General features: G+C 50.5%; 27 protein-coding genes and 1 tRNA gene. 22 read left to right on the top strand and 6 right to left on the bottom strand.

What is annotated here, in order from left to right:
- Positions 1-3 precede the first annotated feature (3 nt).
- From ACFOUO_RS01470 to ACFOUO_RS01435, 8 genes are all read left to right on the top strand, one after another.
- Complete coding sequence (locus tag ACFOUO_RS01470; protein ID WP_380701427.1) at positions 4-537, top strand: pilus assembly protein TadG-related protein; 534 nt, start codon at positions 4-6, stop codon at positions 535-537.
- Positions 538-567: 30 nt separating this feature from the next.
- A complete protein-coding gene (locus ACFOUO_RS01465; protein ID WP_380701425.1) occupies positions 568-927 on the top strand; it encodes a TadE/TadG family type IV pilus assembly protein in 360 nt (119 codons plus the stop codon).
- A 24-nt stretch (positions 928-951) separates the two neighbouring features.
- Positions 952-1,770 carry a M23 family metallopeptidase gene (locus tag ACFOUO_RS01460; RefSeq protein WP_380701423.1) on the top strand — a complete coding sequence of 273 codons (819 nt, stop codon included), beginning with the start codon at positions 952-954 and terminating at the stop codon, positions 1,768-1,770.
- 29 nt (positions 1,771-1,799) lie between these two features.
- Complete coding sequence (locus tag ACFOUO_RS01455) at positions 1,800-2,891, top strand: Mbeg1-like protein (protein ID WP_380701421.1); 1,092 nt, start codon at positions 1,800-1,802, stop codon at positions 2,889-2,891.
- Between the two features lie 24 nt (positions 2,892-2,915).
- Positions 2,916-3,932 carry a hypothetical protein gene (locus ACFOUO_RS01450; protein ID WP_380701419.1) on the top strand — a complete coding sequence of 339 codons (1,017 nt, stop codon included), beginning with the start codon at positions 2,916-2,918 and terminating at the stop codon, positions 3,930-3,932.
- A gap of 815 nt (positions 3,933-4,747) precedes the next feature.
- A complete protein-coding gene (locus ACFOUO_RS01445; protein WP_380701417.1) occupies positions 4,748-5,311 on the top strand; it encodes a hypothetical protein in 564 nt (187 codons plus the stop codon).
- An 86-nt stretch (positions 5,312-5,397) separates the two neighbouring features.
- Positions 5,398-5,871 carry a hypothetical protein gene (locus ACFOUO_RS01440; protein ID WP_380701415.1) on the top strand — a complete coding sequence of 158 codons (474 nt, stop codon included), beginning with the start codon at positions 5,398-5,400 and terminating at the stop codon, positions 5,869-5,871.
- 217 nt (positions 5,872-6,088) lie between these two features.
- Positions 6,089-6,385, top strand: a complete 297-nt coding sequence (locus ACFOUO_RS01435; RefSeq protein ID WP_380701413.1) for a hypothetical protein — start codon at positions 6,089-6,091, stop codon at positions 6,383-6,385.
- 43 nt (positions 6,386-6,428) lie between these two features.
- Here the strand turns inward: ACFOUO_RS01435 and ACFOUO_RS01430 are convergent, their stop codons facing one another.
- The 5 genes from ACFOUO_RS01430 to ACFOUO_RS01410 all read right to left on the bottom strand — a co-directional run bounded on the left by ACFOUO_RS01430 (position 6,429) and on the right by ACFOUO_RS01410 (position 10,232).
- Positions 6,429-6,866 carry a type II toxin-antitoxin system death-on-curing family toxin gene (locus ACFOUO_RS01430; RefSeq protein WP_380701411.1) on the bottom strand — a complete coding sequence of 146 codons (438 nt, stop codon included), beginning with the start codon at positions 6,864-6,866 and terminating at the stop codon, positions 6,429-6,431.
- 4 nt (positions 6,867-6,870) lie between these two features.
- Positions 6,871-7,128, bottom strand: a complete 258-nt coding sequence (locus tag ACFOUO_RS01425) for an AbrB/MazE/SpoVT family DNA-binding domain-containing protein (RefSeq protein ID WP_380701409.1) — start codon at positions 7,126-7,128, stop codon at positions 6,871-6,873.
- Positions 7,129-7,402: 274 nt separating this feature from the next.
- On the bottom strand, positions 7,403-8,014 hold the full coding sequence (locus tag ACFOUO_RS01420) for a sortase (protein ID WP_380701407.1): 612 nt from the start codon (positions 8,012-8,014) through the stop codon (positions 7,403-7,405).
- Between the two features lie 18 nt (positions 8,015-8,032).
- Complete coding sequence (locus ACFOUO_RS01415; RefSeq protein ID WP_380701405.1) at positions 8,033-8,776, bottom strand: hypothetical protein; 744 nt, start codon at positions 8,774-8,776, stop codon at positions 8,033-8,035.
- A gap of 148 nt (positions 8,777-8,924) precedes the next feature.
- Entirely contained in the window at positions 8,925-10,232 is a 1,308-nt protein-coding gene (locus tag ACFOUO_RS01410; protein WP_380701403.1) for an MFS transporter, read from the bottom strand.
- Between the two features lie 419 nt (positions 10,233-10,651).
- Here ACFOUO_RS01410 and ACFOUO_RS01405 point away from each other — a divergent pair, with 419 nt between their 5' ends.
- The 9 genes from ACFOUO_RS01405 (at position 10,652) to ACFOUO_RS01365 (ending at position 19,063) form a co-directional block, all read left to right on the top strand.
- Positions 10,652-12,751 (top strand): tetratricopeptide repeat protein, encoded by a 2,100-nt coding sequence (locus ACFOUO_RS01405; RefSeq protein ID WP_380701401.1) that lies wholly within the window; start codon positions 10,652-10,654, stop codon positions 12,749-12,751.
- Between the two features lie 112 nt (positions 12,752-12,863).
- Positions 12,864-14,147 (top strand): glycosyltransferase, encoded by a 1,284-nt coding sequence (locus ACFOUO_RS01400; RefSeq protein ID WP_380701399.1) that lies wholly within the window; start codon positions 12,864-12,866, stop codon positions 14,145-14,147.
- 64 nt (positions 14,148-14,211) lie between these two features.
- On the top strand, positions 14,212-14,709 hold the full coding sequence (locus ACFOUO_RS01395) for a DivIVA domain-containing protein (protein WP_380701397.1): 498 nt from the start codon (positions 14,212-14,214) through the stop codon (positions 14,707-14,709).
- 93 nt (positions 14,710-14,802) lie between these two features.
- Positions 14,803-14,875: transfer RNA gene (locus ACFOUO_RS01390), tRNA-Ala, on the top strand.
- Positions 14,876-15,078: 203 nt separating this feature from the next.
- On the top strand, positions 15,079-15,597 hold the full coding sequence (locus ACFOUO_RS01385; protein ID WP_380701395.1) for a DUF6789 family protein: 519 nt from the start codon (positions 15,079-15,081) through the stop codon (positions 15,595-15,597).
- On the top strand, positions 15,569-16,384 hold the full coding sequence (locus ACFOUO_RS01380; protein WP_380701393.1) for a pirin family protein: 816 nt from the start codon (positions 15,569-15,571) through the stop codon (positions 16,382-16,384). Before ACFOUO_RS01385 ends, ACFOUO_RS01380 begins: the two co-directional genes overlap by 29 nt.
- A 3-nt stretch (positions 16,385-16,387) precedes the next feature.
- Positions 16,388-17,044, top strand: coding sequence for an FMN-dependent NADH-azoreductase (locus tag ACFOUO_RS01375; protein WP_380701391.1), 657 nt, complete (start codon positions 16,388-16,390; stop codon positions 17,042-17,044).
- Positions 17,045-17,161: 117 nt separating this feature from the next.
- On the top strand, positions 17,162-17,848 hold the full coding sequence (locus ACFOUO_RS01370) for a Yip1 family protein (RefSeq protein ID WP_380701389.1): 687 nt from the start codon (positions 17,162-17,164) through the stop codon (positions 17,846-17,848).
- 117 nt (positions 17,849-17,965) lie between these two features.
- On the top strand, positions 17,966-19,063 hold the full coding sequence (locus ACFOUO_RS01365; RefSeq protein ID WP_380701387.1) for a site-2 protease family protein: 1,098 nt from the start codon (positions 17,966-17,968) through the stop codon (positions 19,061-19,063).
- A gap of 71 nt (positions 19,064-19,134) precedes the next feature.
- Here ACFOUO_RS01365 and ACFOUO_RS01360 read toward each other — a convergent pair whose 3' ends face one another.
- Entirely contained in the window at positions 19,135-19,458 is a 324-nt protein-coding gene (locus ACFOUO_RS01360) for a hypothetical protein (protein ID WP_380701385.1), read from the bottom strand.
- Positions 19,459-20,010: 552 nt separating this feature from the next.
- Here ACFOUO_RS01360 and ACFOUO_RS01355 point away from each other — a divergent pair.
- The 5 genes from ACFOUO_RS01355 (at position 20,011) to ACFOUO_RS01335 (ending at position 23,840) form a co-directional block, all read left to right on the top strand.
- Positions 20,011-20,727, top strand: a complete 717-nt coding sequence (locus ACFOUO_RS01355) for an HAD hydrolase-like protein (protein WP_380701383.1) — start codon at positions 20,011-20,013, stop codon at positions 20,725-20,727.
- A gap of 19 nt (positions 20,728-20,746) precedes the next feature.
- A complete protein-coding gene (locus ACFOUO_RS01350) occupies positions 20,747-21,442 on the top strand; it encodes an MgtC/SapB family protein (protein ID WP_380701381.1) in 696 nt (231 codons plus the stop codon).
- Between the two features lie 296 nt (positions 21,443-21,738).
- The gene (locus tag ACFOUO_RS01345; RefSeq protein WP_380701379.1) at positions 21,739-22,209 is read left to right on the top strand and encodes a CtsR family transcriptional regulator; all 471 of its coding nucleotides are present in this window, start codon (positions 21,739-21,741) and stop codon (positions 22,207-22,209) included.
- 6 nt (positions 22,210-22,215) lie between these two features.
- Positions 22,216-22,746, top strand: a complete 531-nt coding sequence (locus ACFOUO_RS01340) for a UvrB/UvrC motif-containing protein (protein WP_380701378.1) — start codon at positions 22,216-22,218, stop codon at positions 22,744-22,746.
- 17 nt (positions 22,747-22,763) lie between these two features.
- On the top strand, positions 22,764-23,840 hold the full coding sequence (locus tag ACFOUO_RS01335) for a protein arginine kinase (protein WP_380701376.1): 1,077 nt from the start codon (positions 22,764-22,766) through the stop codon (positions 23,838-23,840).
- Positions 23,841-23,846: the final 6 nt, after the last annotated feature.

Genomic DNA, 23,846 nt, shown 5'->3' with positions numbered 1-23,846 from the left:
ACGATGATCCAAAAAGTATTCAACAAAAAAGGGAATGTGGCCACCCTCTGGGTGGCCAGTCTTCCTGTTTTTGCGCTCCTATTCATGGTAGTTGGATCTCTGGTTGTGGCTTGGATGTCCCATTCTTCATCCCAAGTGGCTGCTGATGCGGCCAGCCTAGCGGCAACCCAAAAGCTAGATGGCTGGGTTCGACAGGGCCTGGCGGAAAAAATGCGTCAACTGGACGGAGGCGCGTATGGTTCTATATTGGGGTCTGATGAACAAAAACAGGCGTTTATGCGAGAGGTCGTCCGCAGACATGAACAACAGTTAAAGGCCGTTGCGAAAAAGTACGCGGAGAAGAACGGAGCCAAAGGAAAAGGACGGATTATCCTTTCTAGTAATGGACGTGTGGAAGTGGAAGCGGGAACCCCCTTTCGCTCCCTGATCTTTGAAGACTACTTTAAAGACTATGAAATTACCGGATCAGGGACAGGTCCTTCTCGCTATTATTTGGACTGGTTGCCGAACAAAGCGATCGAAGTGACCTATGAGTGAGAGATGGAATGAGGGGGGAGGGTGAAAAAGGTGAGACAATGGAGGAAACGGGGAGGCGTTACGGTAGAGTTCGTAACCATTCTGCCTTTCTGTGTCTTGATTGCACTCTTTATCTGGCAATCTGCGATTTTTGTCCTAGCGATGATGCATACGGAAGAACTCCTAAGAGACCAAGCCCGGGTGGCCGCAACGACGGGAGAGTTCAAAAAGGTAGAGAAACAAGGGAAGAAAGACTTCCCTTCCTCGGACTACTATCATCTATCCAAATTTACGATCAAGGAAAAAGATAAACATATTGTGGCGCAAGCAGTCACCAAGGTAAAGATCGTCTTTATCCCATCCAAAGACATGACCTATCGTGGGGAGAAAAAAACCGTCGTTATCCATTAAGTTTCCATACGAGGGGGGATGATCATGGAAGCTTTACAGCGATTGGCTCATCGGTGGCAAATGGTTTGGAACCGAAAAGGGGCCGCTACCGTCGAATTTGTCTCGATTCTTCCTTTGGCCTTATTAATCAGTCTTGCCTTATGGCAGCTAGTGATTTTTGGTGTGGCAATTATGGATACCCACAGTGCGATTCGGGACGCCGTTAAAATCGCCTCCACTACGGGGGACGTCGATTTAGCTGAAGAAGAGGGAAAGGCTTCATTTGGTAAAGCAACCGGTTACAAATTGAAATCCTTAAAAGTAAAAATTGAAAACCACCAAGTGAAAGTCCGGGCGAAAACGGACATCCCGTTCCTCTTTATGAACACCAGCGCTTATACATATTCGGGTGGATCGGAAGCCCCGTTGTTGAATAACGTCTCCGCCTCTGGCATGATGTCACTCGCTAACGGGTCGGTGTTACCTGGAGGAAAGCTTGCCTCCCCCGTGGATGTTCCACCAGGATGTGGCATTATTGGATGTTACTCCGGTCATACGGGTCAGGACTTCCCGGGACCGATTGGCACTGAGGTGAAAGCTGCCGAAGCGGGGATCGTCAAACAAGTAACCAACCTGGGTGACAGCAGCTATGGCACCTATATCGTGATTGACCACGGGGGCGGAATGGAAACCCTGTATGCTCATATGTACCGCGACCAACCGATAGTCCAAGCGGGGGAGCGGGTGGAGCGGGGCCAACCCATCGGGGCAATCGGAAATAACGGCAATTCCTCAGGACCCCACTTGCACTTCGAAGTCAAAATTGGAGGCAGACCCGTCGATCCGATGGCATTTCTCCGATAAAAGTGAATAGAGAATAAAGGTGGATTGCAATGAAGCTACATAATTGGGGGCGAAAAGGAGCCTCCACAGTAGAGTATGTGGTAGTATTGGTGGGAGTCCTGGCCTTGGCGACGATCTTGTACAATTTTATGTCCGGCGATGGTCAGACGACGGTTAAGGATAAGATTGTGGCTATTATTAATGGGGATAAAAGTGGTGGAAATTCCGGCCATGCTCGTGCTGGAGAAAAATCAAATGAAAATACAGCCCAAACATCACCGAAACGAAAACAAGCGAAAAATGTTAAGGGTGTGGGGGTATCTGATGAACAGTTGAGGCAAATGTCTAAAATTGCCTATAAAGATATTAATGGGATGAAAAACAGAGATTTTAAAGGTATTTTTGGTGTTGATAAACATGGGGCACCAAATGCTAAGATTCTTGATAAGAGAGATTTGTCAAATGGGTTTCAGGCAATAGCAGTAAAAAATAGGGCGACTGGTGAAATAGTGATCGCTTTTCGTGGCTCCGATACCGAAGGTAAGTTTATTGACTGGTGGGGTCAGGACGCTACGATATGGACGCAGACAACCGGCGTACAAGAGCATAATGCAAAAAAGTTTGTTGAGGCAGTGAAAAAAAAATCTAAAGCTAAAGATTCGTCTATAGTACTTACCGGACATTCCCTAGGTGGATTTCATGCACAAATGGCGGCTAAAAAAACCGGACTGCCCGCAGTAACGTATAATGCTCCAGGAGTAAAGCCGAATCCTGGTGGTACACTTGGTGCATTAAGAAAAGCTAAAGAAGGATTGAAGGCTATTTTTAATCCCAGGATGAATGTTTTGGATGATATTAAGAATGTTACTGGTACCAATGATGACCAAGTTGTAAACTATGTCAATGAAGGAGATGCAATTGGGAATTATGGCATCCATTATGGTAAAACGGTGGTAACGGGTGCTGGTCAAGAGCCAGAAGAACGTAATGATTATACCAGCCCACTTTCTTCAGGTGAGATTGGCGCTCTGTTCCGAGCGGGAAAAAATACAGGGAAGGGTGGATTTGGTCGGATCGGAGAAGAGCATGGGCTCGAATCCTTTGATGGGCAATTCGGAAAAGATGGGAATATTAGTAGGTAATCTTTTCATAAAGAAGGTGATGAAATGAGGCTGTTTTTTGCGATATTACTATCGTTGTTGGTTCCGGGAACGGGTCAATTTGTAAACGGACAGCGCTGGAAGGGGATTTTATTTGTCGGGCTGGATATTATCTGTTTGGTCCTCAAATATACGGTATCCCTGATTCCGATGTATTTGTTGTATATCGTGGTATTGGTGGATGCAGTGGTCGTCGGTATTCAAATCATCCGCGGCAAGCGAGAAACACCGACCGGAAAACCATATATCGTAGAAGTAGTTGTAGCTTTTCTGATTGCGGTAATCGTGACCTGGGGTGTGGATGCGGGAGCGGAGAAATTAACCATGGTTTCTTTAGGAGGAGTGTTTCCAGACAACAGTATATCCAAACAGGAAGAACAGAAGATTAAACAAGAGGCGGAAACATACCTGAATAACAAGTATGGGAAAGAATTTTATGTTGACCAGATAAAGTATACTTGGCAAATTAGTACCTATTCTATGAGAGGACATCTCAGAGGAGAAAAGGACTCAGATTTCTTAGTTGAAAAGGAAAAAAGAAATTTTTCGGATACCTATTATTTGCACAAACTCTCCAAAGAAGGGAGAGAAGAAATTAAACCACAAGTAGAAGGTTCATTTACATCATTGATGAATTGGGATTCAACAGTGACGGTGGCGGAACAGGTGGAAGAGCAATTTGCTGGGCAAGACCTCTCCTATTCTGAGATACGCCAAAAGACGGATCGATACCAACAACAAGTCCAAATTAATATCTCGAAATCTTTATCAGAAAGTAACAAAAGGGAAGAGATGGAGAAGGCTTATCAATTGGTTGATCAGCTTAATCAAAACAAAATTAACGCCAGCTTGGAAATAAACTATTTTGATCCATCACTTAAAGAAGAGAAAGGCATAGATAAGGTTGATTTTACAGAGCAGCTTCGGTATGACGACTACTTAACGGCCTTCTTGGAAGTCGATGATATCTCCCAGATTTCATCTGTACAGGATTTGGAAGAGTATTTGGAACTGGTAAAATAACCGTTTATCACATTCTGTTACTTTCATCCCTCCTCGATTTGTAAAACCCTCACTCGTAGAAGACTTCTGGAGTGGGGGTTTTTTAACAACCTACTAAAAACATTGTAGGGTGATAGTAACCTATTTTTGTGGAAGTTGGTGGGATAGTGAGGTTGGTTTTAACAATTCTCCTTACATTAGCCCTCCCTGGTGCGGGTCAATATGCAAACGGACAACGCATGAAAGGCGGCGTATTTTTCCTTTTAGTCTTTATATTCATTGTCATCAAAAATGGAATGTCACTCCTTCCGCTTATGTTGCTGTATGCTGTAACATGGGTGAATGTCATCTATACGGGTATCCAAATTCAAAAGGGGAAAAAGTGGCTCCCACATTGCTTTTTTGAATGAATACCAGAAAAATACTTCTGTTGAGATTTATTATTACGATCCGTCTGTTAAAAAGGATGGGGTAAATACCATTGATTTTCAGAAGCAACCTCGGTACGAGAAGCATCTATCCGCCTATATAGAAATCTTGTATACATCAGATATCGGATCTCCCGAAGAAGTTGAAGATATTATTGAAATAAGATAATCGGGTTTGGAGAATAAATTTCCAAGGACTTCAGCCTGTAAAGGCGGCTATGGTGTTGTCCATTGTCGAAGTTGAAGGTTAATTAATTATGAAGCAATAACAGGGGAATCTGGCCGCCAGAGATGGCCAGATTTTTAATTGCAGATGATTAAATTGCGACGTGATTGCAGTATGTGTTTTCCTCTTTGATGGTCAGCAAGGTTAAAGGAATTCTTCTATGCCAGAAAGGGTGAGTACTATTGGAGGAGAAACCTAACTCAAGAGCGGTATACTACATGTATTTTGTCTCATCGTTCTTCGGATTGCTTGCTATACTGACTCCCGAACCAAGTCGACCATGGATCACCTGCTGGTTGGCGATCATTATTGTAGGGGGCATATGGACTCTAATCGGGTTCATACAAAAGCTGGATCAAAATCGACATTGGAGAGGAATTTATGGTCTTATTCAATCCAATTTATTCAGCGTGTTTGGCTTTGTTTTCTTTTACAGAGGGACCGGAGAGAAGCTTTGGATCGGTATTCTTTCCATCCTAGTATTTGTTACTATAGCTGGGTGGGCATTCAAGAATCGAAGGCTTGTGTTAAGTGAAATCCTTTCACCCAAAAGAAAAATAAGCCTTATCCTCAGGTTGGTAGCTATGGGTGGCGGGGGAGGTGTGCTAGCAGGGTTGGTGCTTGGAAAGGCATTTCCAAGTTTAGCTCCGGTGATGATTGGCCTCGTGTCCGCAATTCTCTTGCTGGTATGGAATTCTTTGTGGGTAAAAACTGAAGATCCCGACTGGGAACCAGAGGTGGAGTAATTTTAATAAGTTTATCAAAGCACTTGAGGGTTAAGGACGAAAGGGTATAAAATTCCCTCCTAGTTCAGTTAGAAGGGGTAGATTTTTTGGAACAGAAACACGACTCGAGAGTCATATATTTTGGATTTTTTATTTCGTCATTTTTTGGCCTTATTTCTATATTGTACCCTGAGCCAAAACAGTCATGGATAACTTTTTGGTTGGTCATTGTTCTTATAAGTGGTGTGTGGACCCTTGTCGGCCTTATAAGAAGGCTTGATCAGAGTCGTTATTGGAAAGGAATATACACTATCGTTCAATTTGATCTGTTTAGCTTGTTTGGTTTTGTTATTTTTTATAGAGGAACTGGAGAGGAGCTTTGGGTAGGGATCCTATCCATTATGATTTTCGTTTCTTTAACTTGGTGGGCCCTGAAAAATAGAAGGCTTGTATTAAGCGAGGTATTCGCACCAAAAAGAAAGATTAGCTTTGTTCTCCGACTGGTAGGTACCGGTGGGGAGGAGGAGCTTTGGCTGGATTGGTGTTTGGAAAGGCTTTTCCCAACTTGGCCCCGATCATGATTGGGATCGTATCCGCTATTCTACTACTTGTTATTAATTCTTTATGGGCCAAAATCGAAGATCCAAATTGGGAGCCGGGCAATGAAGGATGATTCAAGGGGGCTTTCGAAAAGGCGTACAGCTTTTGGTGAAAAATATCGATAAATTATTATCTTTAACTGTCGCATGTGGTAAACTGCCGAAGTAAATAAAAGGAAATAGTAGGGAGGTTGTTGAAATGGAGGAAGTAAAAAGCCAAGAGGCCAAGATTGTTATTCAGACACCTGAGGGAAATGGGCTGGCAACAGCTGCTTTGGTGCTGGGTATTATCGGCCTTGTCATCGGGATCATCCCATTTGTCGGCTGGCTGGTCTTTCCCCTCTGGATCTTGGCGATTATCTTTGGTGCCATTGGAGCGAGAAAGAAAATCAAAAAAGGGCAGGCGATTGCCGGTATTGTACTGGGTACCGGCACTTTCGTATTGAAGGTGGGATTTTGGATTCTGATGTTGATTGGTATCGCCTCGGGGTCTTGAAGAGAACATAGGTTAATGGGTCATCGCAAAAGGACGGCAGGGGCTAAAGCCCTTTGCCGTCCTTTTCATATGGCTCTCGAGAGATCGACGCCTTTTCGAGTTCTTGTGCCAACAAGGTAAGTCCGTCTTCGCCCTTGTAGCGCTTGTCTGCCGCGACAGCTACCATAAGTTCTTCCGCATCCCGATTCGTTAGTCCGAGGATATAGCCGTTAAGCCGCAGGAAGGTACCGAGTGCCGCTAGGGCTGTACGCTTGTTTCCATTATGGAAGGGATGATCCTGTACCAGCGACTGCGTCATCGCTGCGGCCTTCCTCCACAGTGTTGGGTGTACTTCGTGTCCGAAGGATTCCGCCATCGGGCGATAGACAACTGCTTCGAGACGATCAGGAAACTTTATTCCCGCCTCGGCTTCGTCATTGAAGCGCTTCATCGTGAGGTAGTGCGTGGCGACGACTTCTTCTAGCGTTAAGTATACCGTCATCGGCTTATCTGTCGCGCAGATTGCGCAACGCTTCTTCAAATTGTTCGTGCGTCTCGTCCAGTGCTTTCATAAATTCGGGGCTGAGTCCTTCCGGGATGGGTTGCACGGGGCGAATACGAATTTCCTTACGCTGTTCATCGATAACGACTTCACATTCATCGCCCCTTTGTAAGTTGATCTTTTCCAGGTACTCGGATGGTAGGCTGATGCCGGGGCTGTTCCCCATACGCCCCACCTTGCGAAACGTTCGGCGCTTATCCATAGATACCTCCACTTTTCTACTCGCTCCTTCCAGTATAGATATGTTGTACATCGTTTAAACATGATAATTTGTTATAACAATTATAACGCAAACAAGCGTCACAAAAAACTGACATGTGGGAAAAAGGAAAAGGGAGCAACTGACAATGTTATCAATCAAACAATGGAAGCGGCCCGCAACACCTCCATCCATTGTAAAACCCCCACTCCCGGGCCCTGGGAGTGGGGGTTTTCAGCAGCTGCTTATGATACTTGGAAGCTTCCAGTGGTTCTACTCAACCCTTCGGTTCCTCGATTTTCACCAGCTGGGCTTCGACGATGTAGCGCTCAGGGGCGGTACCGATCTGGTCGAAGGGGTAGCAGGTGATCAGGGTGAGGATCGGTTTTTTGCGGGGGACGATGACGGTACGGTCATTCGCCTTGGCTACCCACATTTTGTGAACGGCGTAGGTGAAGGTGCCTTCCTCGTTGGTGACGATGAGGTGGTCACCCTTCTTGATTTTCCCCATGTTTTTAAAGGTGGTCTCGCGGTGTCCGGCAAGGACGGCGTTGCCGGTTTCGCCGGGGAAGACGAGGTCTTTCCCGGGGTAGTGGCCGACGCCTTTGGCCAGTTGTGGTCGACCGATCCCTTCAACGAGGGGGACGCGCGCTTTGAGGCGCGGGATGATCAGATTGCCGACGGACTCATCCAATTGGGGCTTTTTCTTGTACTGAATGCCTTCCTTCAGGGGTTTCAAGGGCTTTTTCTCATCTTTGGAGGAGACGGTGTAAGACTTATCGTCGTACTCCTGAACGAGATGGGCTTCTTTCCACCAGTGGTAGCCGTTGTAACCTACGGTCAGAAGGCCGCCCAGGATGAGCACCATCGAGAGGATGCGTAGGAACAAAAGGAATCAGTCCTTCGATCAGGCCTTATTGCCCAGCAGGCGGCGGGCGAAAAGCAGTACGCCGCCGAGAAGGACAGACATCAGGCCACCGGCCATTTGAAGCGGATAAGCAGTGGCGGTATCCGGCATTTCTTTGCCTTTTTCGTCTTTAGCCGCTTTGTCTTCGCTGTCGGAAGCCAGCTTTTGCTGGTCCTTGGCGTTTTTCAGCGTGCTGACGGATTCCGGCTTGTCCCCAGGGGCGGGATCGTTCGGCTGGGGAACCGTGATGGAACCACCGCCGTCTCCGTTGTCCTCGTCACTGGGTGTTTCGGTGTCAGGCGTATCTTCCTCGTCATCTCCCGGGTTATCGGGGGTGTCAGGATTGTCCGGCGTGTCGGGGGTATCCGGGGTGTCGGGCGTGTCCGGAGTATCTGGCGTATCCGGGGTGTCCGGCGTATCTGGATCTTCCGGCTCGGGTTCCGGCTCAGGTTCCGTGCCACCATCCCCATCACCGTCACCGGGATCAGTGGGATCCGGGAGGTCGATGGGAGGGGGATCCCCTTCACCGGGATCCGGTGTGTCAGGGTTGTCAACCGGCGGGTTAGGCGACTGGATATCAGCCACCGGTGTTTGCAGTGAGATCCCCTGGTTACCGACTTCAACAGAGAGGGACGTTTCGTCCGCCGTTTCATCGGCGGGGTTGGCGTAGACGGGATTGGCGGCCATCAGGCCGACCACGGTCATGGTCGTCAGCGCGGCCAGCCGCTTTTTTTGGTTTGCCAAATTATATTCCTCCTTTACAACAACTTCCTGTTCGATTATGCCAGTATTTTCTGGTCATTTGTATCCGACTTTTGGTCTAATTTGGTATGAAAAACGCTTTTGATCCGCGGGATTGGGCCATTTGAGGAAGATAAGGCGGTCGATTTTTTTAACCGGTTGGGGAAGCGAGATCCCCTGCTTCCTTTTGATACGCTGCTACGGCTTCCAAACGGCCTTTATCCAATTTGACCATAAAAAGCATCCCAATCCCGATGAGGAAAAAAAGGGAGAGAGAGATGATTCCGAATCGGCTGGAGCCGGTGATCTGGCCGATGAAACCGAAGACGGCAGGACCGAAGATGGAGGCGAATTTCCCGGAGAGACCGTAGAAACCGAAAAATTCCGCGTTGCGATGGATGGGGATGAGACGACTGAATATCGAGCGGCTGAGGGCCTGACTGCCCCCCTGGACGAGTCCTACCATGACGGCCAAGAGGTAGAAATGAAGGGCGGTCTGCATGAAATAGCCGATGGAGACGATGAGGAGATAGATGAAAAGGGTGATGATCAAGGTGGGCATGGATCCCAACCGTTCCGCCACCTTACCGAACAGGAGGGTGCAGGGAATGCCGACAAATTGGGTGATCAGGAGGGCGGCGATCAGGTCGGTCTGGCCAATCCCGATCTCACGACCGTAGATGGTGGCCATCTTGATGATCGTATTGATCCCGTCGGAGAAGAACAAGAAAGCGATCAGGAATTTAAGGAGTTCGGGATAACGGCCCAGATGGCGGAGGGTGGTAAGGGTGGATCGAAAACCGGCCACGGCTAGAGAGAGCGGTTTTTGTTTTTGTATGGCCTGCGGGCGGGCTTCCTTGACATGACGGAAAAAAGGAATGGAAAAGACAAACCACCAAATACCCACAGAGAGAAAGGAGAGTTTAGTGGCGGTCAGGGAATCCGGCAGGAGAAAGGCCTCTGGGAAGGTGATCGCAGCCAGGTTGACAGCGAGGAGGATACCTCCTCCGATATAACCGAAAGCATAGCCCCGAGAGGAGATACGGTCCCGTTTCCCCTCAGGGACGAGATCGCTCAGGAAGGCATCGTAGAAGACATTGCCCCCGGAGAAAGCGAGGGTTCCCAAAATGACAAGGAAGGAGGCGAGGGCCCAGTCTCCATGACCGATAAAGGTAAGAAGAAGGGAGGAGACCACCCCCATATAGGTAAAAAAACGAAGGAAGGCGCGCTTGGACTTGGTGGCGTCAGCGATGGCGCCCAACATGGGGGACAGGAAAAAAACAAGAGCGAGGGCCAGGGATTGAGTATAGCCCCAATAGGCTGTTTTGGTGGTGGGGGCCAAGCTATCCGCCGCTACGTCGGCATAAAAAATGGGCATAATGGCGGCCATCACCGTAGTGGCAAAGGCGGAGTTGGCCCAATCATACATGACCCATGCGCGAACCGCTTTTTGGTTCATCGCGATCATCCTCTCCTCATCAAATGGAACCTAGTTCCCTCTATTTCAAATATTCTCATCTATCCGGAGTATATCACAGCCCGAAGGCGGGCAGAACAAGTAGCTGTTAAGGGATTCTATAAATTTCAGGCTTCCATTTCCAATCAGGATAAGATTCGGTCAGCAACCGGCTGGCAACATGTTTGTTGCTTACCAGGAAAACTTCCTTATCAGGTGGGGAGATGACAGGATTTTCAGGGAAAAAGGGTGTCTTGGCCCGTGGCTTCATGGTAGAATAAATACCAGCGTAAGGGCTGTAGAATCCTGTTGAAAAAAATCACTTCTTGCAGAAAAATTAACCTCAGCTATTGTTCTAAAATTGCGTGACTTCATAGAGTTTCCACTCATAACCGAACTTGCGTGAAGGAGCCAGATGGTGCATGAACATGAAGAAGAAGGGTGAATGGATCCGGGGTACATACCAGGTTTTGCAGGCATTCCCCTTTGTACAGGGGGCCCTCTATTATGTGGAGATCAGCCCCGCCAAAGGTACCGAGGGGGAGGGGAGCCGTCCGACGCGTTTCATCCATGCCCTCAACCTCTACTCGGTGAGCCGGGGCGCTCCTCCGGATGCACTGCTCAAACGGGATCGTTCCGCCTTCTTCCCTCTTCAGGGGCTATTTGTGGAGGAGGGTATCCTGTACCAGGTGCTCGGAAAACTGGAAGGGACGCTGATGGCTCACCACCTCTACCGGGAAGTGCCCCTCTCCCTGAGGGAAGCAGTTGGCATCTTAAAGGGCGCATCGGGTCACTTGGTGCGGATGTATGAGCAAGGTGAATTTACGATCATCCATCCCCAGAACATGATTCTCACGGAGGATTCCGTCCGTTTCCTTTATGGGGGCCCGACAGATATGCTTCCCAAAAGAGGCGGTGGTGCCGGTCAAGTGCCTGTTCCTGCCGGGGACAGAAGTAGAGAGGAACCTCTCGATGCTTACTCTCTCGGGGCATTAGCCTATATTATGCTGACTGGGGCGAGCCCTTCTCCCGGAGGGAACATGAGGCCGATTAGCTCTTACCGTCGGGACGTGCCCCGGGAACTGGAGCATTTCGTGATGCAAAGCCTGACCGGCGATCCCCGTAGTCGGCCCCGTGTGGCAGACCTATGGCGGTGGCTTAGCCAGATGCCCGTTGACAGGGAATTTCAAAAAAAAAAAGCTGACACTGGCGCCGATCTAAAGTCCAACCGGGAGACTGTGGGTGCATACCTGTTTACCCTTCCGGAAGTCGCAGACGGCGATGCCCCCGCTGAAACTCCGCTGGATCCCGGGGAATGGGAAGGATGGCAGGCGGGCAATATGGATGGGTTTCCCATCACCGAGGAGCGAACCGTTTCCAGGCCTGAGCGAAAGCCTGGCGGAGAGCGGGTTTGGAGCAAGCCGAAGGAGCCGGAAAAAGGGCCCGATGTCACAGAAGCGAACAGACCAGAGCCGGGGAATCCCTTGGGGACGGACCGAGCTTTCTGGAAACGACGTTCGGTCCTGGCTGTCGCAGCAACTCTCTTTCTTATCGGGGCGGGGACGGGGCTCTACCTGTTGATCGGCAGCAGCCTAGCAGGAGATGCTGAGGAGGCCGCCGGCTACTATGGGGAATCCGTTCGTTCGGTGAAGGAAAATCGGATCGACGAGGCCATTTCCCAGGCGAAGCAAGCAGTGGAGGCGGACCCTACCGACGAGGAATACCTTCTTCACTTGGCCAATCTGTACGGGAAGAAGAAGCAGTATAACCGAGCAGTGCAAACCCTGAAAGCGGGAGTCAAGGAAGTACCTAAAGGCGAGGTCTATGATAGCCTGGCTGTTTATCTCCTCCTTGCCGGGGAGCCGGATCAGGCAAGGGACGCCGTGGAAAAAGCTCTCAAGATGGAACCGAAAAACCCGCTCTTCCATTACCATCGGGGGAAAATATACGGGGCGCGGGAAAACTATGATGCTGCGGCTCAAGCGATGGGAAAAGCCGTTCAACTAGATCCCGACAATGCCGCCTACCACAACAGCCTAGCCGCCTATTTCCTCCGTACCGGAGAGATCGATGGTGCAAAGCGCCATGCGAAAAAAGCGACCAAACTGGAGCCGGACAATCCAGATCATTGGTTAAAGGCGGGACAAGCCTACCTGGCAGACCGGGAGCGTGTGTACAAAGCAGGGGAAGGTTCCTCCAAAAAAACCCGTTCCCGTATGGCGAAGCGGACCGAGGCTGCGATTCGCGCTTTTAGTCAGGCAGCCAGCTTGGATCCCCGAAATTCTTCTGCATACTATTATCTTTCCATTTCCCAGTACTTTTACGGTTCATATCAATCTGCCGAAAAGAGTGCTGATAAAGCCGTCCACCTCGACTCGAAAAACGCCTCCCGCCATTATCAACATGGTGTCGCCCTGCAACGTTTGAACCGGAAGAAAGAGGCGAAAAAAGCCTACGGAATGGCCGTGGAACTAGAGCCCAACAACACCCGCTATCAGAAAGCGCTGGAGCAGATCCGGTAAGAAGGGATGGGAAGGGAAGCCGTTGGCAAGAAAAGTCCCGGCTAGATAGAGACCGTTGGACACCGGGGTGGAGAAAAGACCTTCCATTAAAATGAAGTAAGGGTGGCTTGTAATGCGCGTATTGATGATTCTTTTCCGAGACATCCATTACGATGCCCGTGTGCAACAGGAAGCGGTCGCTCTCGCCAAAGCCGGTTGGGAGGTGGATATCGCCTGTGTATATACCACCATCCAACCTCCGCCGGAACTCCATGAACGAATCCGGTTGCTCCGGTTTCCGATCCACACCAAACGGCTCAAACGGTATGTAGAACGGAAGGCGGATCAACGGGTGAAACGGGGGGTTTACCGGGTCGTCCGCAACCCTTTTGTCAAACTGGCAAAAGATGTGGTGGCCCAGCGCCAGTTTGCTTTGCGGATTTGGGGCCTTTGCGAAGGGGCGGACTACGATGTGGTCCATTGCCACGATCTGAGCACCCTCAGCATCGGCGTTTACCTCAAGCGAAAAAAAGGCTGTACACTGGTCTATGACTCCCATGAGCTGTTCAACGAAAGGAACGGCAAAGGGCGCTGGCAGCGGGCGATGGGGTACCGGGCAGAATCCCTTTGGATCGATCACGTGGACCAATTGGTCACGGTCAACGAACTGATGGAACAAGAGTTTAAAAACCGTTATTCCGGAGTGGAAACCACAGTGGTCCGCAGCATCCCTGACCCGCTGGAAGGGCTTCCGGATGAGGAAGAGAAAACCTATTTCCATCGATACTTTGGATTAGAGCCGGAGTCCAAGGTCGTCTTGTTCCAGGGTACTTTCGTCAAAAATAGCGGGCTGGAAGAGCTGATTCAAGCTTTTACCCGATTGCCCGCGAGGATGAAACTGGTGTTGCTCGGGGACGGAGAGCGGAAGGAAGTCCTGGAGTCCCTGATTAGGGAAAAGAAACTGGAAGGTCGGATCTTTTTCCATCCGCCGCTGTTGCCTCGCGATATGTTGAAGATCAGCGCCCACGCCGATCTCGGTACCGCCCTTCACCAGAGCAATTGCCTCAACCACAGCCTGTCCACCCCGAATCGAATTTTTGAATACATCCAAGCGGGACTCCCAGTCATCGCCAGTGAGCAGCCGGGGAAATCGATCATTGTCGGCACGTACAAAACAGGCAGGTTAGTGGATCCTCTCAGTGTGCCGGAGATCGCTCAAGCGATTGAAGAGATCCTGAGTGAACCCTTCCCCTACTTTATCGGTACCTTGAAGGCACGAAAGCGAATGACCTGGGAGCAGGAGCAAAAACGGCTGGTGGAGCTTTATGGCGCGATCAGCCGGGAACGTCAGGAGGCGACTGCTGAAGATCGGGGAGAAGAATATCTCTCCATCCAGCCCCACCTGAGAGAATTGTAGCACGCAACTTCGAAAAAACAGGCGTGGCGGGGTAAGACCCCCGTTGACAGTGGGAGGCGTTGGAATGCTTACCCCTTTGGATATTCACCAGAAGGAGTTTTCCATCTCCTTTCGCGGTTACCATACCGATGAGGTCAACGACTTTCTAGATCTCGTGATCAAGGACTTCGATATCTTGCTCGGCGGGGAAGGCATGTTGAAACTGAGCCCGCAGGAGATTCAGAACAAAAAGTTTTCCAAGATCATACGTGGTTACGACATCGATGAGGTGAATGATTTCCTCAATCAGGTGATTCAGGATTATGAAGCGCTGCTTTTGCAGGGAACGGAACCGGCCTTGTATGAAATGGAGGCTGTAGCGCCTCCCACTGAGATGATTCCCCGGATCACCCCTGATGAGATCCATCAACAGGAGTTTAGCCGTGTTTCCACGGGGTATGATATGGAAGAGGTCAACCGATTCCTTGACCGGATCATCCATGATTACGCTCTTACCCTGGAGGAAAACCAGGCCTTGGCTGCACGGCTTCAGCTGTACGAGGAGCGATTTGGTCCTCTGTAATCGACGGAAGCTTCCGTTGGGTCCCGGCCTTGTTGACAAAACAACGACCCCTCGGTACTATATACGTTGGTGATTCAGATACACAACGTATACGGGGCTGTAGCTCAGCTGGGAGAGCGCCTCGTTCGCAACGAGGAGGTCGGCGGTTCGAGCCCGCTCAGCTCCACGAAAAAAACCCTTGGCCGACAAGGGTTTTTTTCGTGGAGCCCGATTATTTTTCATATAATATATCGACAGCATGGACCTGCCAGGCTTACTCCTGGCGGGTTTTTTTGTTAGGAAGGCATCGAAATAAACTTTACAAAAGTAAGTCACTGATTTAATGTAATTTATAAAGGTAAGTAAATAACGAATATTGGAGGGATGGTCTTGTCTCGAATAACCTCTGCACTGAAAGTCGGATTGATTGCAACGGTGGTCATGGAAGTCTTTCTACGCATCACCGATCTCTTGTTTCATCATGGGGTGAACTTTGCCTGGCTGAATGGAACTTCTCTCGGGCTAGATCCCGAGTCTTTCACGACCCTCCTTGCCGGATATGGGATTTTTCTATTTGGTGGGGTAGCATTCGCCTACTTGTATGAGCGGTTTATACCGAGGAAAAACATCTGGACGGGAATGGCTTATGCCGTCATCTTTGCGATGGGGGTAGTGGCCGGATTGATCATGATGCCGATTACCGGGTTGACCCATCCGTTGGTACAAGCAGGAGTCATCCCCGATCCCGGATTTTTTGGACTTGGATTTGGTGTGAAAGCAGGCGTTTTCAATTTCCTTGGCCATATCCTGTACGGGGTGGTTTTAGGCGCGATGACGAAACCGCAACAATCTGAACCGACATCGCCAGGCGAAGGAACCCATGAAAACAATCAGTCGGGAACGCCGTAATCCAATGCACATAGACATTTATTCACTGGAGCAACAGGGAGTTGGCCAATTCGACGGGGGAAACATTGTCGAGCAGAAACCGATTGGATTTTCGGGTGAAGGATCCGTTGTGAAACGAGTCGGCCCCTTGTTCTATTGGGCTTGGATGCATGCGAAAAATGGAGGCACGATTCCAAAGCATCCCCATCAGGCGTTTGAAATCATGACTTACCTTGTTCAAGGGAAAGCGAAGCATCGCGACTCTTTAGGCACGGAAAGTGTGGTAGGAACAGGCGGGGCTCAGGTCATGCAGGCGGGGTCAGGCCTGTATCATGAGGAGGCTTTGATCGGCCCTGATATGGAAGGGTTCCAAATTTGGTTTGAACCCCATCTGAATAAAGCCCTTAGGAGAAACCCAACTTATAAGCAATATGAAGAGGATGAATTTCCCGTTACCTCCGACGCGGGGTATCAAGTTAAGATGGTCATCGGCGAAGGCTTCCCGGTTCAAGTAGAGACGGACGTCAAGTTTTGGGATGTCACCGTGAAACCGGGAGCCGTATATCCACACCTTCTTCCTGCAGGTCGTTCCTTAGCAACCCTAGTGATCAGAGGGGGTGGTGCCTGGAAATCGCAAGAGGACCATCAAGCCAACAGCTATCGGTTTCAACCAAAAGATTTTGTTCTCCTACGTACAGAGTCTGAGGTAGCCGGAGTTTTTCAAGCGGAGCCGGACCACGAAGTGCGTTTGATCATGATCGAAGTACCCTCTCAAACCCCTTATCCTTTATATAGGAAGGAACGATGACAAGTGGCCAAAGTATTGGTTATTACCGCCAACCCGAAAACAGCCGAACAATCCTACAGCCTATCGGTTACAAAGGCTTTTTTGGAAACCTATCGGCAGGAAAACCCCCAGGATGAAATCATCGAATTGGATCTTTATCAAGCGGATATTCCCTATATCGACCCGGATGTTTTTAGTGGATGGGGCAAACTACAACAAGGGACAGCCTTTCATGAACTATCGGCAGATGAACAATTCAAAGTTAAGGCGATTGATCAATTGACCGACCAATTTGTTGCTGCGGATAAATATGTTCTGGTTACCCCCATGTGGAATTTTAGTGTCCCGCCCAAGATGAAGGCCTATATCGATACCATCTGTATTGCGGGAAAAACCTTTCGATACACACCCGAAGGGCCTGTCGGCTTATTGACCGGTAAAAGAGCCGTCCATATTCAAGCCCGCGGCGGGGTTTATTCAGAAGGGCCTGCTAAGGAGCTGGAATTTGGAGATCGCTATATCCGAACGATTTTGAACTTTGTCGGGGTTTCTGATGTGGAGTCCATTATTGTGGAAGGCATGAATCAAATGCCGGATCAAGCAGAAGAAATCAAAGCCAAAGCGATGAAACGAGCGGAGGAAGTAGCGAGGAATTTTGCCGGTAGCCAAGTAACCCTATAAAATGTTCTGGATAAGCCCGCCTTTGGCGGGTTTTTTTATTATAGAAGGGGTCCTATTTTTTAGCCAGTGTGTTAGGATGGAGGGGTGGAAATGAAGACAAAAAATGGGAGGTTGTCTATGGAAACACCAATCGATCAACAACCGCGTCCTGTTGGCAAACCGTCCATGCTGGGAATCATTCTGGAACCGACCAAGCAGTTTGAGCGGATCCGGGAAAACCCCCGGGTAGCCCTGCCGTTGATTCTGCTGCTCGTCGCTTTTGGTTTGGTGGGAACGTGGACGGGATTCCTTTCTGCGGATAGCCCCACCACCGGGAGTGAGGTGCCTGTGTGGTTGACGGTTGGCATGGCCGCTATCGTAATGGCGCTGGGCGTGGGGGTCGCCCTCTTACTGACCAGTCTGTTTCATTGGCTGCTCACCCTTCTTTTCCGGGGAGAGGCGTCCTATAAGCAAATTTTCTCCTTGAATACCCACCTTTATATTCTGGTCCTGCTGTCGATGATCGTCACTTATACGGTGGCGTCTCTGACTGATGTAGATCCTCTACAACCAGTTGCTCCTACGAGCCTGGCAGCCGTCATCGACGCGAAGGGATTTATCGGGGGGATTCTGAGCGGGATCGAGGTTTTTGCCCTCTGGCAACTGGTGCTAACGGCGATGGGATTGTCCGTTATCGCTCGTATCTCCAGAGGGAAAGCCTGGACAGCCGCCCTGATCATCTTTGTCGCCGGTCTTCTGATTGCAGGAGCCACTGGTGCCATGACCGAATTTACGCAACAGATGCAGGGGATGAACGGGGGATGATGAGGGACGGAAAGCCGCGGGATACCGCGGCTTTTTTGTTTTGAAAAGTGTAGCGTGAAAGGGTAAGGGTATTATATGGTAGGGAGGGAGTGGCATGAACATGAAGGAGGGCACGCCTTGGGAATCCATGAAAAAAAGCGAAACGGGCGAGGCCTTTTGGGTTGGCTTAGCGGGTTGGGAGCTGTCCTCATCAGTGTGGCGAAGTATATCCCATCTCTCCTGAAGCTGGGAAAAGCGGGCGGGACCCTGATCAGCATGTTGGTTGCCGTGTGGGCTTACGCACTCATCTTCCCTTGGTCCTTTTCCATCGGGATCGTTGTGATGATTTTTATCCACGAAATGGGTCATATCCTAGCGGCCCGGCAAAAGGGGCTTCCGGTATCGGCACCGGCTTTCATTCCTTTTCTCGGTGCCCTGATCACTTTGAAGAAGCAGCCCCAAGATGCGGAAACAGAGGCTTATGTCGCCTACGGCGGTCCGTTGATCGGCAGTCTGGGGGCTTTCGCTTGTTACGGGTTAGCCCATTGGACAGACTATAAGGTACTGTATGCTATCGCCTTAATCGGTTTTCTCATTAATCTCTTTAACCTGCTTCCTATCCACCCTCTCGATGGGGGGAGGATTGTTACCGCTATTTCCCGTTGGTTCTGGGTATTGGGCCTTGTAGGAGGTCTGGCCTTGATCGTGTACTCCATGAACCCCATCCTGATTCTTATCTGGGTGTTGTTTGCCTTTCAACTATGGGAAACGTTCCTCTCACGCCGAAAAGAAAAGCCTCGAAGCCTGAATGTGCGAGCGGAGGTGGAGAGGGCTCTTTTTGAAAACAATGGAGTTATGCCCCCTTCGGAGAAACACCAGCGGGAGCTGCCTACTTTTCAGTATTGCACCCTTTCCGATCACGAGCATTGGTGTGACATCCATTACCCCGGAGTGGGGGCCATCCATCGCATGAATGGCTTTACTGGTCGCTTCGGCCAAGTTTGGCTCCTGGGAACGGAAAGAGAGAAGCAAGACAAGGTTCGTATGAAACTCCAAGCCTATTACTACCCTGGAGCGGAGGAAACATCGCTTCGCCGGGATGAGGAATATTATCAGGTATCGCCGAAAGTACGCTTTGCCTATGGTGTAGCTTATCTGGGTTTGGCGGTGTTTCTCCTCTACATGCTGTACTTGCTTGGATCAGTTTCCCTCACCGGTCCACAAGTAGTAAGTTGATCAGCGCTTGGAGCTATGAAAAAGCTGAGGAAGGAGCCGTTTCGGCTTTTTCCTCAGCTTTTTTTCTTCTGTCAATAGCGATCAGGATCGTTGGGGTGAAGGTAGTCACTGAACCGGGAGAGCGGGTGCTGGTACCGGAGGCGGCTTTTTCTGTATGGGTTCCGTTTTCGGTGCAGATTTAGGAAGACCAGATTGGATGCCGTGGCGGTACCCTGGATCTTCGCAGGTAAGGCGGGTTGGGAAGCAGGGGCCGGCGGTTCTTTGGCGAACCCCAGCCCCTTGCATATTCGATGAAAGAGGGAGGGTCTGATTTTCTTTGGGATTAAGCAGGAGCTTAATTCCTCTTGTTTCTGGTGGATGTATAACTCGAGATCATAGGTGTTGTGCATCAGCATGGGGGTTCCTCCTTTTTTATAAAAAGCGCCACGGGCACGGGCCCGCGGCGCTGAATCGACAACCGCTAAAAAAAGCGGTTCATCGATATAAAAAAGCCGCGGGCCTCAACGACCCGCGGCGCTGTTTCGCTTTGACGTTCAGGAACAGAAACAGTTCCTGAACGGAGGTCGTCGGTTCTGATGTGCAGTTTTGGATACAGGATGGATGAAGCCACCGGTATGAGCGGTATGATTGAGGGAAGAGCGGGAACGAATGGACTGGGAGCGGACAGACGAGCCCCCGTAGGAAGGCATACGATCCCCTTGGTGACGGAATCCCGTAAATAACATCATCATCAACGACCTCCTTTCAAAATTTCGTCACAAATAAAAGCCCTTTGATTGTACACATATTTCTTAAGGGATGTCAATTGGATTACAGCTGAATGTTTAAAAAAGAGGCGCTTTTTCCCGGTGAACGATTTAGTAAGGATTCGGGTATGTTAAGTTCACCCGGTAATCAATACAATAGGGAAGAAGAGGGCCAATAGATGACGGGGAGGCGCTTGACTCATGACAACGGATAAAGGACGATTCGGGATTATTTTTGATATGGACGGTACGTTGTTTCAGACGGAAAAGGTGGCGGTTCCTGCTTTTCATCGCACCTTTCAACGATTGAACGAAGAGGGGCTCTACACGGGAGAGCGGCCCGACGACTCCCAGGTACAATCCGTCTTCGGAATGACTCAAGCCGATATCTGGGAGAACCTGCTTCCCGGGTCTTCCGACAGCGTGAAAGAACAGGCGGATCGATGGTGGCTGGAGGATGAACTCGACTGCCTGAAAGAGGAAATGGGGGCCCTTTATCCGGGGGTGGAAGAGACGCTCCGTGAACTTGACGGAAGAGGGTGGCGTCTTTTTGTGGCGAGCAACGGATTGGGCCCCTATATAAGAGGAGTGATCCGTACATTTTCCTTGGAGGACTTGATCGAGGAGGGTTATTCAGCGGGAGAGCATGCAATCGGGGAGAAAGATCGGTTGGTCGGAAAGTTGATGAAAGAACAGGGAATCGACAGCGGATATATGGTGGGAGATCGTAGTTCCGACGTCCGTGCGGGCAAAGCCAACGGGTTGACGGTGATCGGCTGTCGGTATGCAGGTTTTCCTCAGTTCGGGGAGGGGGATGAATTAACGGGGGCGGATGGGGTAATCGATGCCTTCCCTCAGTTGTTGGAAATCGTAGGATCACCCCGAAAATACGATAAGGCCATACCGGATTTGAGATGATAAAAGGGAGGTGGGCATCATGGAAGCGGACAGCATTTGGGTGATCTCTCACGGAGAAACGGCCTGGCGGCTATTGCTTGCAACAGCGTTTGGCGGGTTGATTGGATGGGAGAGGGAACACAACAATCATCCCGCGGGCCTTCGAACGCACATTTTGGTTTCCGTCGGCTCGGCCCTTATTATGCTACTGTCGATCTACGGTTTTGCCGATTTTATGGATGAGGATAAAGTCCGTTTCGATCCGGGGCGGATTGCAGCCCAGGTGGTGAGCGGTATCGGCTTCCTCGGCGCGGGAACGATCCTCCGCCAAGGGTTTACCGTCAGTGGGCTGACCACCGCCGCCTCCTTGTGGGTGGTGGCGGCGATCGGGCTGGCGACGGGGGCGGGGTTCCATTTTGCCGCTCTCCTAACCACGATCCTAGCTCTTGTCAGCCTGGAATTGTTAAACCGGGTGGAGGGCTGGATTTTCAAGCGAAAACGTTTCAAGATGATCCGCCTGGTGGTGGATGATCGCTCGGGCATCTTGGGTGAATTGACGACTGCTATCGGTAAGTTGGGTGCCCGCGTTCGCAAAATGCAGATTGATGACGCAGATCCTGTGGATAAACAGATCGAGATACACTTTACCCTCCGGTTACCCCCAGAGCTGGAAGTTACCCGGCTCTTGGAAAAGGTGAGACAGGTCGAGGGGGTAAAGGAAGTTCATGTGGACTAAATCCTCTTGACGGGAATCCGCATTGACAGCCGTATAATCGAAAAGGCCCGTGGAGGGTCTTTTTTTGGATGAGGGGCCCAGGTGCCGGTCTAGGATCGGATGGTGAACGGGTATCCCGGTACAGGGAGCGGAATCCCTGTCGATTCGTATGAAATAGGGGGCGGGACGGAAAGAATGTGAAAGGACAGAAGGGTAGATAAAACATGGAACAAGCAGTCCCCTTGGCAAAAAGAAAAGCATCCGTTAAAATGAAATTACAAAGTCAAAGTTAGTCAAAGTCAGCGGGAGGTCGTCCGATGTCGAGTATCTCGGACATCATTGAACGCTACCTGATCAAAATTCTGAATGAAGCCCCTTCGGAAGTGGTCCAGGTAAAACGGAGCGAGCTGGCGGATCTTTTCCAGTGCGTACCGTCGCAGATCAACTATGTGATTAGCACCCGATTCACGGTGGAAAAAGGATATATAGTCGAAAGCAAAAGAGGAGGCGGCGGCTATATCCGTATCCGCAAGGTGCGGTTCCCGTCACCTAAAGCTTACTATGACGTCCTTTTGCGCCTGATTGGCTCAAAGATTAGCCAGACCTCCGCCGAGGACCTCGTCGCCCGGCTTGCCGATGAGGGTCTAATGACGCCGAGGGAAGCACGTATGGTGAAAAAAATGATTTCCCGTGAGGTGCTTGATCTGCCGATCGCCCTGCGGGATTCGGTGCGTGCCCGGATGATGCGCACCGTGGTAACGATGCTATTTGCAAGCAAAGGAGAGTGACCCGGGATGCAGTGCCAGCAATGCGGCAAACGGCAGGCGACTCTTCACTATACTAAGATCATCAATGGAGAGAAGACGGAGTTTCACCTGTGTGAAGTGTGTGCCCGGGAGAAGGGGGAACAGATACCCGGTTTTGAAGGGGGCTTCTCCATCCACAATCTGCTGTCAGGGCTTCTCAATCTGGACGCCCCCGTTTCTGACAATCAGCAGCCTGTTCGGGACGGTCGTCAGGGACAGGGGCTTCGGTGTCCGACCTGTGGTCTCACATACACGCAATTTTCCAAGATCGGGCGCTTTGGATGCAGTGACTGTTACCGGTCGTTTGGAGAGCGGTTGGAACCGCTTTTTCGGAGAGTTCACGGCCATACGGCCCATAGGGGGAAAGTTCCCCGCCGGACCGGTGGCAAACTAAAGATTCGCCGGGAAGTGGAACAACTGAAACAGGATTTATCCAGACGGATCCAGAATGAAGAATTTGAGGAAGCCGCTCGCATCAGGGATCAGATCCGGTCCTTGCAGGAAAAATTGGAGAGCTAGGGGGAGGAGAGCCGGAAATGTCGCTGAAGCGCTTTACGGAACACGCATTGAGTGAATGGATGCGAGGAAAGGGGCCCCAGTCGGACATTGTCATTTCAAGCCGGGTGCGGGTGGCTCGAAATCTGTCCGGGCTCCCCTTCCCGATGCTGGCTACCTCTTCTCAATCCTCCGAAGTGGTCCGCCGAGTGGAAGATGCACTTGGCCAGGCGAAGGAGCATCCTATTCTCCAGGGAGCGGAACTTGTCCGGATGGACGATCTTTCCGAACTGGAGAAACGGGTACTGGTGGAAAAGCACCTGATTAGCCCCCACTTGGCGGAGGAGTCCCGCCACGGGGCGGTGGTATTGTCGGAGAATGAAGCGGTCAGCATTATGATTAACGAGGAGGACCACCTCCGGATCCAGTGCCTATATCCCGGATTTCAGCCTCAAGAGGCTTGGAAAGCGGCTGATGAGCTGGATGATTGGTTTGAGAAACATCTCTCTTATGCCTTTAGTGAGAAAACGGGGTATCTAACCAGTTGTCCCACAAATGTGGGAACCGGTATCCGGGCATCGGTCATGGTTCACCTGCCTGCCTTGGCGATCACCCAGCAATTGGGCCGTCTTTTCCCGGCGATTACACAAGTGGGGCTGGCTATCCGCGGTATCTACGGAGAAGGCTCGGAAGCTCTTGGGAACCTGTACCAAGTTTCCAACCAGGTAACCTTGGGACAGCGGGAGGACGAGATCATCGATAAGCTTCAAGGCGTGGTGAAACAGATGATCCAGCACGAGCGGGACGCCCGGGAACGCCTTCGAGAGATCTCCCCGACGCAGTTGGAGGACCGAGTTCACCGTTCTTATGGGGTCCTCTCCCACGCCAGGGTGATCAGCTCCAAAGAGGCGATGGAACGCCTCTCCGACCTTCGGCTCGGCATCGATATGGGCCTTCTCACCGGTGTGGAGGCCAATGTGATGAATGAACTGATGGTGATGACCCAACCCGGCTTTTTACAACAGTATGCACAAGCCCGGCTGGATTCTGACGAACGGGACATCCGTCGTGCGGTGATGATCCGGGAACGCCTTCATGATCCTGACGGGAATGGGTAACCGTTG

Source organism: Salinithrix halophila, assembly GCF_042650125.1.
In the GTDB taxonomy this organism is placed as follows: domain Bacteria; phylum Bacillota; class Bacilli; order Thermoactinomycetales; family DSM-45169; genus Salinithrix; species Salinithrix halophila.
Note: the sequence above shows the minus strand (reverse complement) of the source record. Positions and strands in the feature narration are given on the sequence as shown.

Excerpts from the sequence above, each read along its gene's own strand:
- ACFOUO_RS01345 (WP_380701379.1), top strand. The coding sequence starts at position 21,739 with ATGTCGAGTATCTCGGACATCATTGAACGCTACCTGATCAAAATTCTG.
- ACFOUO_RS01405 (WP_380701401.1), top strand. The coding sequence starts at position 10,652 with ATGAACATGAAGAAGAAGGGTGAATGGATCCGGGGTACATACCAGGTT.
- ACFOUO_RS01425 (WP_380701409.1), bottom strand. The coding sequence starts at position 7,128 with ATGGATAAGCGCCGAACGTTTCGCAAGGTGGGGCGTATGGGGAACAGC.
- ACFOUO_RS01435 (WP_380701413.1), top strand. The coding sequence starts at position 6,089 with ATGGAGGAAGTAAAAAGCCAAGAGGCCAAGATTGTTATTCAGACACCT.
- ACFOUO_RS01400 (WP_380701399.1), top strand. The coding sequence starts at position 12,864 with ATGCGCGTATTGATGATTCTTTTCCGAGACATCCATTACGATGCCCGT.
- ACFOUO_RS01340 (WP_380701378.1), top strand. The coding sequence starts at position 22,216 with ATGCAGTGCCAGCAATGCGGCAAACGGCAGGCGACTCTTCACTATACT.
- ACFOUO_RS01370 (WP_380701389.1), top strand. The coding sequence starts at position 17,162 with ATGGAAACACCAATCGATCAACAACCGCGTCCTGTTGGCAAACCGTCC.
- ACFOUO_RS01360 (WP_380701385.1), bottom strand. The coding sequence starts at position 19,458 with ATGCTGATGCACAACACCTATGATCTCGAGTTATACATCCACCAGAAA.
- ACFOUO_RS01395 (WP_380701397.1), top strand. The coding sequence starts at position 14,212 with ATGCTTACCCCTTTGGATATTCACCAGAAGGAGTTTTCCATCTCCTTT.
- ACFOUO_RS01470 (WP_380701427.1), top strand. The coding sequence starts at position 4 with ATGATCCAAAAAGTATTCAACAAAAAAGGGAATGTGGCCACCCTCTGG.
- ACFOUO_RS01350 (WP_380701381.1), top strand. The coding sequence starts at position 20,747 with ATGGAAGCGGACAGCATTTGGGTGATCTCTCACGGAGAAACGGCCTGG.
- ACFOUO_RS01450 (WP_380701419.1), top strand. The coding sequence starts at position 2,916 with ATGAGGCTGTTTTTTGCGATATTACTATCGTTGTTGGTTCCGGGAACG.
- ACFOUO_RS01380 (WP_380701393.1), top strand. The coding sequence starts at position 15,569 with ATGAAAACAATCAGTCGGGAACGCCGTAATCCAATGCACATAGACATT.
- ACFOUO_RS01430 (WP_380701411.1), bottom strand. The coding sequence starts at position 6,866 with ATGACGGTATACTTAACGCTAGAAGAAGTCGTCGCCACGCACTACCTC.
- ACFOUO_RS01335 (WP_380701376.1), top strand. The coding sequence starts at position 22,764 with ATGTCGCTGAAGCGCTTTACGGAACACGCATTGAGTGAATGGATGCGA.
- ACFOUO_RS01455 (WP_380701421.1), top strand. The coding sequence starts at position 1,800 with ATGAAGCTACATAATTGGGGGCGAAAAGGAGCCTCCACAGTAGAGTAT.
- ACFOUO_RS01460 (WP_380701423.1), top strand. The coding sequence starts at position 952 with ATGGAAGCTTTACAGCGATTGGCTCATCGGTGGCAAATGGTTTGGAAC.
- ACFOUO_RS01355 (WP_380701383.1), top strand. The coding sequence starts at position 20,011 with ATGACAACGGATAAAGGACGATTCGGGATTATTTTTGATATGGACGGT.
- ACFOUO_RS01410 (WP_380701403.1), bottom strand. The coding sequence starts at position 10,232 with ATGAACCAAAAAGCGGTTCGCGCATGGGTCATGTATGATTGGGCCAAC.